The following is a 10,832-nucleotide window of genomic DNA, read 5'->3' on the forward strand; positions in this document are numbered from 1 at the left end:
AGGGCCAGGGCGACAAGGTGGAGCGCCCAGCTGGACGAGCGACCTTGTCGCCCTGGCCCTGGTCTGCTCGGCTCTGCCTGGGTCGACGGCTGACGGGATGGCTCCCCCCTCAACCACCACGAACCGAAACCGTCGGCAAACTCCATCCTGGAGTCGTCTGGCCCCCGCCGGAGGCGCTGCCTGTGTCTCGACATACCCAAAGCCCTGGACTGCCAGCAATCATGGCGGCCCGGGGCTTCGTCGTATGTCGCGCCGCCGGCGGGCTATCACCGTCGCGCTGGCGGCCGAAGGCCAGAGGCGCGGCGGCGGGCCATCGGCCCGGCCCAGGTTCGGCGGCGCGAGCGGCCCGCCGCGCGGGCCGCCTTGACGCTGGCGAAAGCGTCAAAGCCCTTTCGGCGTACCTGGGGCACTCCGACCCCGGCTTCACCCTCCGGATCTACACCCACCTGCTGCCAGCCAGCGAGGACCGCACCCGGCGCGCGATCGACCACGCCTTCGCCGACGACCCGCAGACCCCCGACGGCCTGGAAACGGCATGATCATGGAAATCGGGCCGGTTCCGGGCGCTCCGCCGCAGGTCAGGGCACCTGCGGCGATCACTTGGCGTTGAAGTAGTTGGCCTCGGGGTGATGGACGACGATGGCGTCGGTGGCCTGCTCGGGGACGAGCTGGAACTCCTCGGAGAGCTGGACGTTGATCCGCTCGGCGCCGAGCAGCTCCACGATCTTCGCCCGGTCCTCCAGGTCGGGGCAGGCCGGGTAGCCGAACGCGTACCGGCAGCCCCGGTAGTCGGTGCGCAGCAGGCCGGCCAGGTCCCCTGGGTCCTCGTCGGCGACCGTACGCCCACCCGGCAGCACCAGCTCGGCGCGGATCCGCCGGTGCCAGTACTCGGCCAACGCCTCGGTGAGCTGCACCGACAGGCCATGCACCTCCAGGTAGTCGCGGTACTCGTTGCCGGCGAACATCTTCGCCGTGTACTCGCTGATCGGCTGCCCGACGGTGACCAGCTGCAACGCCACCACGTCCAGCTGCTCGCCCTTCGGCCGGAAGAAGTCGGCCAGGCAGAGGCGGCGCTCCTGCCGCTGCCGGGGGAACGAGAACCGGGCCCGCTCGGCGTGCCCGTTCTCGTCCAGCACCACCAGGTCGTTGCCCTCGGAGTAGGCCGGGAAGTAGCCGTACACCACGGCCGCCTCCAGGACCTGGTCGGCGATGAGCCGGTCCAGCCAGTAGCGCAGCCGCGGCCGCCCCTCGGTCTCCACCAGCTCCTCGTACGACGGGCCCTTGCCGCCCCGGGCGCCGCGCAGCCCCCACTGACCCAGGAAGGTGGCCCGCTCGTCGAGCAGCGCCGCGTAGTCGGCCAGCGGCACGCCCTTGACCACCCGGGTGCCGAAGAACGGCGGGGTGGGCACCTCCACGTCGACGGCCACGTCGGAGCGGACGGAGGCGTCGTCCAGCTCCGGCAGCGCCTCGCGGACCAGGGCCCGCTGCCGCTCCCGGCGCTCCCGGCGGGCCGCCAGGGCGGCCTCCCGCTCCGGGTCCACCACCGGCGCGCCGCCCCGCTTCGCGGTCATGACCCGGTCCATGAGGGACAGTCCCTCGAACGCGTCCCGGGCGTAGTGCACCTGCCCGGGGAACACCGACCGCAGGTCGTCCTCCACGTACGCCCGGGTGAGGGCCGCGCCGCCGAGCAGCACCGGCCAGCGCTCGGCGACCCCGCGCGAGGCCATCTCGGCCAGGTTCTCCTTCATGATGACCGTGCTCTTGACCAGCAGGCCGGACATGCCGATGGCGTCGGCCCGGTGCTCCTCGGCGGCGTCGAGAATCGCGTTGATCGGCTGCTTGATGCCGATGTTGACGACGTCGTAGCCATTGTTGGACAGGATGATGTCCACCAGGTTCTTGCCGATGTCGTGCACGTCGCCCTTGACCGTGGCGAGGACGATCCGCCCCTTGCCGTCGTCGTCGGTCTTCTCCATGTGCGGCTCCAGGTAGGCCACCGCGGTCTTCATCACCTCGGCGGACTGGAGCACGAACGGCAGCTGCATCTGGCCGGAGCCGAACAGCTCACCGACCACCTTCATGCCGTCCAGCAGCAGGTCGTTGATGATGGAAAGCGGCGTGCGACCCTCGGCCATGGCCGTGTCCAGGTCGGCCTCCAGGCCGTTGCGCTCGCCGTCGATGATCCGCCTCTTGAGCCGCTCGTCCAGCGGCAGCGCGGCCAGTTCCTCCGCCCGGGTGGCCCGCGCCGAGGCGGCGTCGACGCCCTCGAAGACCTCGATGAACCGCTGCACCGGGTCGTAACCCTCGCGGCGCCGGTCGTAGACCAGGTCGAGCGCGATCTCGCGCTGCTCGTCGGGGATCTTCGACATCGGCAGGATCTTGCTGGCGTGCACGATGGCCGAGGTGAGGCCGGCCTGCGCGCACTCGTGCAGGAACACCGAGTTGAGCACCTGCCGGGCCGCCGGGTTCAGGCCGAAGGAGACGTTCGAGATGCCCAGGGTGAAGTTGACCCCCGGGTAGCGGGCGGCGATCTCCCGGATCGCCTCGATCGTCTCGATCCCGTCGCGGCGGGTCTCCTCCTGGCCGGTGGCGATCGGGAAGGTCAACGCGTCGATGAGGATGTCCTCACGCCGCAGCCCCCACCGGCCGGTCAGGTCGTCGATCAGCCGGCACGCCACGCGTACCTTCCAGTCGCGGGTGCGGGCCTGGCCCTCCTCGTCGATGAGCAGCGCCACCACGGCGGCGCCGTGCTCCCGGACCACCGGCATGACCCGCGCGTAGCGGGACTCCGGGCCGTCGCCGTCCTCGAAGTTCACCGAGTTGACGACGCAGCGGCCGCCGAGCATCTCCAGCCCCGCCTCGACCACGGCCGGCTCGGTCGAGTCGAGCATGATCGGCAGGGTGGAGGCCGTGGCGAACCGGCCGGCCAGCTCGCGCATGTCCTGCGTGCCGTCCCGGCCGACGTAATCGACGCACAGGTCCAGCAGGTGCGAGCCGTCCCGGGCCTGGCTGCGGGCGATCTCCACGCAGGCCTGCCAGTCGGCCGCGAGCATCGCCTCACGGAACGCCTTGGACCCGTTGGCGTTGGTCCGCTCCCCCACCATCAGGATGCTGGCGTCCTGGGCGAACGGCACATGGTGGTAGATCGACGAGACGCCCGCCTCGGGGCGCGGCTCGCGGGCCACCGGCCGCCGCCCGCCCAGCCGCTCGACCAGCACCCGGATGTGCTCCGGGGTGGTGCCGCAGCAGCCGCCGACGAGGGCCACGCCGTAGTCGGTGACGAACTGCTCCAGGGCGTCGGCCAGCTCGACCGGGCTCAGCGGGAAGTACGCCCCGTCGGCGGTCAGCACGGGCAGGCCGGCGTTCGGCATCACCGAGACCGGGATGCGCGCGTGCTGGGACAGGTAGCGCAGGTGCTCGCCCATCTCGGCCGGGCCGGTCGAGCAGTTGAGGCCGATCAGGTCGACGCCGAGCGGCTCGATGGCGGTCAGCGCCGCGCCGATCTCGCTGCCCAGCAGCATGGTGCCGGTGGTCTCCACGGCCACCTGGCAGATGATCGGGACGTCCCGCCCCAGCTCGGCCCGGGCCCGCTTCGACCCGACCACCGCGGCCTTGACCTGGAGCAGGTCCTGGCAGGTCTCGATGATCAGCGCGTCCGCCCCACCGGCGATGAGGCCGGCGGCGTTCTCCTGGTAGGCGTCCCGCAGGCTGGCGTACGACGCGTGCCCGAGGGTGGGCAGCTTGGTGCCGGGGCCCATCGAGCCGAGCACGAACCGCGGCTGCTCCGGCGTCGCGTACGCGTCGGCGGCCTCCCGGGCGAGCCGCGCGCCGGCCTCGGACAGCTCGCGGATCCGCTCCGCGATGCCGTACTCGGCGAGGTTGGGCAGGTTGGCGCCGAAGGTGTTGGTCTCGACGCAGTCCGCCCCGGCGGCCAGGTAGGCCTCGTGCACGCTCCGGACCACGTCCGGCCGGGTCACGTTGAGGATCTCGTTGCAACCCTCGAGGCCGTCGAAGTCGTCCAGGGTCAGGTCGGCCGCCTGCAGCATCGTCCCCATCGCCCCGTCGGCGATCAGGATCCGGTCCGCCAGCACATCGAGCAACGAAGTCCGCACAGGGCCAGGTTAGTGCGGCGCGGCCTCGACGGGTCACCGCAACCTCGGCTTCCCACATACTGTCAGCGGGATCACCGCGTACGTTTCATCCGGTTCGCCCGAGTGGTCCGGCCGGCCGACCGGCGCGGCCGACGGGCCGCGTCCCGCGGCGGCACGTAGGCTGGCGGACGTGAAGGACATCAGCGACGCGACCGTGCGACGGGTGGGGTGACGGCGTGACCGAGTTCGACGGACTGCCGGTGCTGCGGTCTCCCGTCGCCATCGCGGCCTTCGAGGGTTGGAACGACGCCGCGGACGCGTCCACCGCGGCCGTGGAACACCTGGAGCAGGTCTGGCAGGCCCGGCAGGTGACCGAGCTGGACCCGGAGGACTTCTACGACTTCCAGGTGAGCCGGCCGACCATCACGATGGCCGACGGGGAGACCCGCCGGGTCGAGTGGCCGACCACCCGCTTCATGGTGGCCAGCCCGGAGGGCACCGAGCGGGACGTGGTGCTGATCCGGGGCATCGAGCCGAGCATGCGGTGGCGCACCTTCTGCGAGCAGGTGCTGGAGATCTGCCACAGCTTGGAGGTGGAACGGGTGGTGCTGCTCGGCGCGCTGCTGGCCGACGTGCCGTACACCCGGCCCCTGCCGATCAGCGGCAGCGCCTCGGACGCCGACGCCGCCAAGCGCTACCAGCTCACCCCCACCCGCTACGACGGGCCGACCGGCATCGTCGGGGTGCTGCACGACGCCTGCACCCGGGCCGAGGTCGACGCCGTGTCGTTCTGGGTGCACGTGCCGCACTACGCCAACAACCCGCCCTGCCCCAAGGCCACGCTGGCGCTGCTGCACCGGGTCGAGGAGGTGCTCGACCTGCCGGTGCCCATGGCCGACCTGGCCGAGGAGGCCGCCGAGTGGGAGCAGCGGGTGCGCAGCGCCGCCGAGCAGGACGCCGAGCTGGGCGAGTACGTGCGCGAGCTGGAGGAGCGGGTCGGCGACGCCGGCATCACCCCGTTGACCGGTGACGAGATCGCCCAGGAGTTCGAGAAGTACCTGCGCCGCCGGGGCGGCTCCGCAGGCCCCACCGCCGGCTCCTGGTAGAACCCCTTTTCGACGAGGCCGGGTCCTTTTGAGGGCCCGGCTTCTTCGTGTCCGGGGTGGCGACCTCACCCCCTCTACGGCATCCTAGGAACCTAGCTGTCATGAGGAGGCGGGCATGCAGATCAATCCCGGCGCGGCCGAGTTCCCGCACCGGCAGATCGCCGCGCAGCTCAAGGCCCAGGTGCGCCGCGGCGACTGGGGGCCCGGCGAGCGGCTGCCGTCCATCCCGGCCATCGCCGAGATGTTCGGCGTGGCCAAGCAGACCGTGCAGCGCGCCGTCGACCAGCTGCGGGTCGAGGGCATCCTGATCACCAAACCCGGCTCCGGTACGTACGTCCGGGGCACCCGGCGCCGGCTCAACCGGCTCTCCCGGGGCCGGTACGGCGGCTTCCGCGGCTATCACACGGACCTGGCCGCCCGGTACCGGCAGCAGCTCGTCTCCGTGGGCCGCGCCCCCGCCCCGCCCGAGGTGGCCGACGCGTTCGGGGTGGCCGACGGCACCGAACTGCTCTGCCGCCGGCACCTCGTCCGCACCGACGACTCACCCGTCGAGGTGGGCGCCTCCTGGTTCCTGCCCGCCGACACCGCCGGCACCGCCCTCGAACGGGCCGAGGCGTTCGGCCGCCCGCTCTACCAGGAGGCCGAGGAGGCCACCGGCCGCCGGTACGTCACCGCGACCGACACGATCAGCGCCCGCCAGCCCAGCCGGGAGGAGGCCGAGATCCTCCAGATCCGGCCGGACACGCCGGTGCTGCACCTGCTGCACGTCGCCTACGACGCCCAGCGCAAGCCGATCGAGGTCGCCCACGCCACCTGGCCCGGCCCGATGACCACGCTGACCGAGGAGTACCGGATCCCCGCCCCGGCCGACGACCCCGACCCCGACCCGGGCCTGGTGCTGGGCTGACCCGCCTCCCGCGATCTTGCACTTTCCGCCCCGACGGATGGGACATCTACGACATCCGAGGGGCCACAAGTGCAAGATCGACCGGGTGGGAGGGGCGTCGGTCAGAGGGCGATGCCCAGGAGGGCGTCCACCGTTTCGGCGAACAGCTTCGGGGCCTCCGCGTCGTCGGCCACGCCGGCCAGGGCCTGGGCGGCCCAGGAGTCGGCCACGGCCAGGGCGCCCGGGGTGTCCAGGTCGTCGGCGAGACGGGCGCGTACCTCCGCCAGAAGCTCCTCGCCGGACGGGCCGGCCGGCACGGCGGCGGCGCGGCGCCAGCGGGCCAGCCGCTCCTGGGCCGTGACGAGCAGCTCGTCGGTCCACGAGCGGTCGCTGCGGTAGTGCCCGCTGAGCAGGGCCAGCCGCACCGCCATGGGGTCGACCTGGTCGGCCCGCAGCCGGGAGACGAAGACCAGGTTGCCCTTGGACTTCGACATCTTCTCGCCGTCCAGGCCGATCATGCCGGCGTGCACGTAGTGGTCGGCGAACGGCGCCTGGCCGGTCAGCCGCTCGGCGTGCGCCGCCGAGCACTCGTGGTGCGGGAAGAGCAGGTCGTTGCCGCCGCCCTGGACGGCGATCCGGTCGCCGAGCAGGTTCAGCGCGATGACCGCGCACTCGATGTGCCAGCCGGGACGGCCGGCGCCCAGCTCGCCGCCCGGCCAGGACGGCTCGCCGTCGCGGGCGCCGCGCCACAGCAGCGGGTCGAGCGGGTCACGCTTGCCGGCCCGGCCCGGGTCGCCGCCGCGCTCCGGGAAGATCTCCAGCATCTGCTCGCGGGACAGGTTGGACTCGTAGCCGAACGCGGGTGCGGCGGCCACGTCGAAGTAGACGTCGCCGGTGCCGTCGTCGAGCCGGTACGCCGCGCCGTCCTTGAGCAGCACGAGGACCTTCTCGGCGATGTCCGGGATCGACTCGACGGCGCCGACGTAGTGCGCCGGCGGGATGATCCGCAGCGCCTCCATGTCCTCGCGGAACAGGGCGGTCTCCCGCATGGCCAGGACCTTCCAGTCCTCGCCGTCGCGCTCGGCCCGCTCCAGCAGCGGGTCGTCGATGTCGGTGACGTTCTGCACGTACCGCACCGTCAGGCCGGCGTCCCGCCACATCCGCTGCACCAGGTCGAACGTGATCATGGTGGCGGCGTGCCCGAGGTGGGTGGCGTCGTACGGGGTGATGCCGCAGACGTACATGCTGGCCGCGCCGTCGGGCTGACTGGGGTGGAGACCTTGCCGCGCCGAGTCGTACAACCTCAGTGGCTCGCCCCTGCCCGGCAGCCGTGGCACCTCATGTCCCGCCCAAGACTCCATGAACGCCAGCCTAACGAGCCGTCACGCGCTCAGGTGGCGCGCCTCGGGTGATCAACGCGACAACGGCTCACATGGGCGGCCAGGGCATGGCCGGCCACTCCTCCGGGGGCAGCGGGAACCGCCCGGTCTCCCGCAGCCGGTCCACGCGGGCCGCCACCGCGGCGACCTCGCCGAGGGTGAGGTGCTCGGCCAACTCGTCGCCGAGCGCCCCGGTGAGCTGCCCGGCCAGCCCGTCGAGCATCTCCACGGCGTCCGGCGGGAGCCGCCGGCCGGCCCAGCCCCAGAGCACGGTGCGCAGCTTCTCCTCGACGTGGAAGCAGACCCCGTGGTCCACCCCGTAGATCCGGTCATCGGGGCCGACGAGCACGTGTCCGCCCTTGCGGTCGGCGTTGTTGATCACGGCGTCGAGGACCGCCAGCCGGGCCAGGCGGGGATCGTCGGCGTGCGCCAGCGCGTACGCGGCCCCGTCGTCGTCGCGCGCCGCGGCGACCGGGAACCAGCGCGGCGGCACCGTCTCGGCCGGCACGAAACCGACCAGCGGCTCGGCGTCCTCCGGCTCGTCGATCCAGAGCTGGCAGGAGCCGGGCCCGAACGGGCCGTCGCGCAGCACGGTCGGCGGCACCAGGTCCCAGCCGGTGGCCTGGGAGACCAGGTAGGCCAACACCTCCCGGCCGGCGAGCGTCCCGTCCGGGAAGTCCCAGAGCGGCCGCTCGCCGCGGACCGGCTTGTAGACGCAGTGCGCGGTCACCCCGTCGAGGGTGATGATGCCGCGCAGGGTGGCGTTGGAGGCGTCGACCAGCCGCCCCTCCAGGGTCAGCTCACCGTCGGTGAGCAGTCGCAGCGAGCCGGCGGCGTCCTGTCGGGGCTGAAGTTCCGACGAGGTCACCGGTGATAACCGTTGTGCCGGGGACAGAGGTGACCGGCCGGGTCGAGCGGCTGGCCGCAGAGCGGGCAGGGCGGGCGACCGGCGTTGACGACCCGGCGGGCCCGCTCGATGAACGCGCGGGTCGCCTCGGGCGTCAACCGGACGCGGAGCCGGTCGAGGTCGTCGTCCGGCTCGTCCGGGTCCTCGTCGGTGTCGTCGTCCGCCTCGCCCAGCTCGACCTCGACCTCCGCCTCACCAGCGGCGATCGCCTCGATCACCACGGTGGCGGTGTCCACGTCGAAGGCCAGGCCCAGGGTGCCCACCCGGAACTCCTCGTCGACCGGGGTGTCGAGCGGGTCGTTGTCGCCCGTCACCGGGGCCGTCTCCGGCAGGTCGACGCCGAACCGGCGCTGCGCCTCGGAGAGCAACTCCTCCAGCTTCTCGGCGAGCAGGGACACCTGGACCTTCTCCAGCGCGACGCTGACCAGCCGGCCACCGCCGCGCGCCTGGAGGAAGAACGTGCGCTCCCCCGGCGGGCCGACGGTTCCGGCGACGAACCGCTCCGGCGGCTCGAAGGCGTGCACCTGGTGGGTCATACCCACGACCCTATCCGGCGGGTGGAACCGTCGCGCAGCGCACCGACGCCGAATCCGCCCAGGGCGAAACGCCATGGCCGACCCCGGCCGTCCCCGGGCGTGGCGGGATCGCTCACGGGACTGCCGTTCCTGGTCGTGGTGGTGCCGCTCACGGGGCTGTCGCTCCTGGGCGTGCTGGGGCCGCTCATCGGGCCGCCCCGGCGCCGCCGCCCACCGCCGCGTCCGAGTCGGTCGCCCGGGTCGCCCGCCGGCGCCGCTTGCGCGGCGGCGGGACCAGGCTGGCCAGGTCGCCGCCGGTGTCGTTGAGCCGCACCAGGAAGGGCCGCAGCGCCGTGTAGCGGATCGCGGTCACCGACGCCGGGTCGGCCACGATCCGCTGGAAAAGATCCAGGTGTACGCCAAGCGCGTCGGCCACGATCGCCTTGATCACGTCGCCGTGGCTGCAGGCCAGCCAGACCGCCTCGGGCCCGTGCTCGGCGCTGATCCGGGCGTCCCAGGCGCGCACCGCGGCGACCGCCCGCGCCGACATCGCCGCCATCGACTCGCCCTCGGGGAAGACGGCGGCGCTCGGGTGCTGCTGCACCACCGGCCAGAGCGGCTCCTTCGCCAGCTTCTTCAGCGGCTGGCCCTCCCAGGCGCCGTAGCCGCACTCGATCAGCCCCTCCTCGACCACCGGCTCGGCGCCGGGCAGGGCCAGCTCGAGGGTCTGCCGGCAGCGGATCAGCGGGCTGGTCACCACGGCCGCGAGGGGCAACCCCTTGAGCCGCTCGCCGACCGCCGCCGCCTGGCCGCGCCCGGTCTCGTCCAGCTCGACCGGTTGCCGACCGGCCAGGCCCCCATCGGCGTTCGCGGTGGTCCGGCCGTGTCGCAGAAGCAGAAGGGTCGCCACGCTGACCACCCTAGGCGCTTCCACCCCCTTGATCGACTCCACCACGCGATGTGGCGGTATCACCGGACCTTCGACACCCCCACCTCCCCGACCTGGTGTGGAGCGGGCGGGCGGGCCGCAAGGAATCCGGTCGCGCCGCGACGGAGTCAGTTCGTGCGCTCCACCTGGCGGGCGTGACGGCGGACACGTCGCCGCCCGGAACACCGGACCCGGTCGGGTCGTTGTGCAGAGCGTCGGTGTGCCCAGTGTCCCCGGGCCTCACCTAAATTGCCTTCGCGGAATACCGTTCGGCTGGAGCCGCGTCGCGCCACTCGCCGAGAGGCGACCTGCACACCGACACCTACAGCGCCGCCCGCCCCTCCGGGGCCGGGCGGCGCTGTTGTTTCCGCCCACTCCCCTCGCACTCCGGAGGGGGCCTGCCCCCGGACTGCTGGGTTCGGCCCCATCCGCTGTGCCAATGAGGTCGGGACGGATCACGTGCGATCGCACCAGCGCGGGTGGCCGATGGTCAACACCGCCTTTGCTCTGCAGCCCTCCACGCAACGCCCGAGATTCGGTCGTGTTGCTTATGTGGCTGCAGAGCAAAGGGGCCGCGCAAGTGATCCGGAGCTGGTCGGGCGATCCGGGCCTATCTCGGGGATCTGGCACGAATGTCCGGTCTGCGCCGGAGTCCGGGCCGTGAGTGGAACGCTATGGATGTCTCCGAGGCCGTGATACCTCCATATCGTTCCACTGACGGGGACGGCGGCCCTTGGGCGGAACGTCATGACTGTCTCCGGCGCCGGGATACGCCCATGGCGTTCCACCGACGGGTGTCAACCTGGGGCCGGATGTCCGGTTCGCCGGTGGTCGGCGGCACTCTGGCGGCGGAATGGCCGGCGGGTGGGCGTCGTTGTATCCCCGTGAACGACCGAGGAGGATGGCCCGCCGACGCGGGTGTCCCGGGCCCGGAATGATGGTGGGCCGCCGGTCGTTGTACCTGGTCCCGGAGCGACGAAGAGGCCCCGCCCCGCACGCCGGATGATCCCCCAAGACTTT

At 72.5% G+C, this 10,832-nt stretch carries 8 protein-coding genes; 3 read left to right on the forward strand and 5 right to left on the reverse strand.

The genetic code is table 11. The features are described from left to right. Window positions 1-221: 221 nt before the first annotated feature. Window positions 222-539, forward strand: a complete 318-nt coding sequence (locus FXF50_RS29730) for a hypothetical protein (RefSeq protein ID WP_255509915.1) — start codon at window positions 222-224, stop codon at window positions 537-539. Window positions 540-596: 57 nt separating this feature from the next. On the opposite strand, the gene metH is transcribed toward FXF50_RS29730, so the two are convergent. Continuing rightward, window positions 597-4,112, reverse strand: a complete 3,516-nt coding sequence (metH, locus tag FXF50_RS06340) for a methionine synthase (RefSeq protein WP_187399551.1) — start codon at window positions 4,110-4,112, stop codon at window positions 597-599. 215 nt (window positions 4,113-4,327) lie between these two features. Between metH and FXF50_RS06345 the strand changes: the two genes are divergently transcribed. Then, on the forward strand, window positions 4,328-5,197 hold the full coding sequence (locus FXF50_RS06345; RefSeq protein WP_030504102.1) for a PAC2 family protein: 870 nt from the start codon (window positions 4,328-4,330) through the stop codon (window positions 5,195-5,197). 115 nt (window positions 5,198-5,312) lie between these two features. Next, the gene (locus tag FXF50_RS06350) at window positions 5,313-6,104 is read left to right on the forward strand and encodes a GntR family transcriptional regulator (RefSeq protein ID WP_148426250.1); all 792 of its coding nucleotides are present in this window, start codon (window positions 5,313-5,315) and stop codon (window positions 6,102-6,104) included. A 101-nt stretch (window positions 6,105-6,205) separates the two neighbouring features. On the opposite strand, the gene mshC is transcribed toward FXF50_RS06350, so the two are convergent. From mshC to FXF50_RS06370, 4 genes are all read right to left on the reverse strand, one after another. Next, window positions 6,206-7,444 (reverse strand): cysteine--1-D-myo-inosityl 2-amino-2-deoxy-alpha-D-glucopyranoside ligase, encoded by a 1,239-nt coding sequence (mshC, locus tag FXF50_RS06355; RefSeq protein WP_148426251.1) that lies wholly within the window; start codon window positions 7,442-7,444, stop codon window positions 6,206-6,208. A 67-nt stretch (window positions 7,445-7,511) separates the two neighbouring features. Next, complete coding sequence (locus FXF50_RS06360) at window positions 7,512-8,330, reverse strand: SCO1664 family protein (protein ID WP_148426252.1); 819 nt, start codon at window positions 8,328-8,330, stop codon at window positions 7,512-7,514. Next, window positions 8,327-8,905 (reverse strand): DUF3090 domain-containing protein, encoded by a 579-nt coding sequence (locus tag FXF50_RS06365; protein WP_148426253.1) that lies wholly within the window; start codon window positions 8,903-8,905, stop codon window positions 8,327-8,329. The genes FXF50_RS06360 and FXF50_RS06365 overlap by 4 nt, the downstream gene beginning before the upstream one ends. 184 nt (window positions 8,906-9,089) lie before the next feature. Beyond that, window positions 9,090-9,803, reverse strand: coding sequence for a histidine phosphatase family protein (locus FXF50_RS06370; protein ID WP_148426254.1), 714 nt, complete (start codon window positions 9,801-9,803; stop codon window positions 9,090-9,092). Between the last annotated feature and the right edge of the window lie 1,029 nt (window positions 9,804-10,832).

Source organism: Micromonospora sp. AP08 (assembly GCF_008085935.1).
Classification (GTDB): Bacteria; Actinomycetota; Actinomycetes; order Mycobacteriales; family Micromonosporaceae; genus Micromonospora; species Micromonospora chersina.

Excerpts from the sequence above, each read along its gene's own strand:
- FXF50_RS29730 (WP_255509915.1), top strand. The coding sequence starts at position 222 with ATGGCGGCCCGGGGCTTCGTCGTATGTCGCGCCGCCGGCGGGCTATCA.
- FXF50_RS06350 (WP_148426250.1), top strand. The coding sequence starts at position 5,313 with ATGCAGATCAATCCCGGCGCGGCCGAGTTCCCGCACCGGCAGATCGCC.
- mshC (WP_148426251.1), bottom strand. The coding sequence starts at position 7,444 with ATGGAGTCTTGGGCGGGACATGAGGTGCCACGGCTGCCGGGCAGGGGC.
- FXF50_RS06365 (WP_148426253.1), bottom strand. The coding sequence starts at position 8,905 with ATGACCCACCAGGTGCACGCCTTCGAGCCGCCGGAGCGGTTCGTCGCC.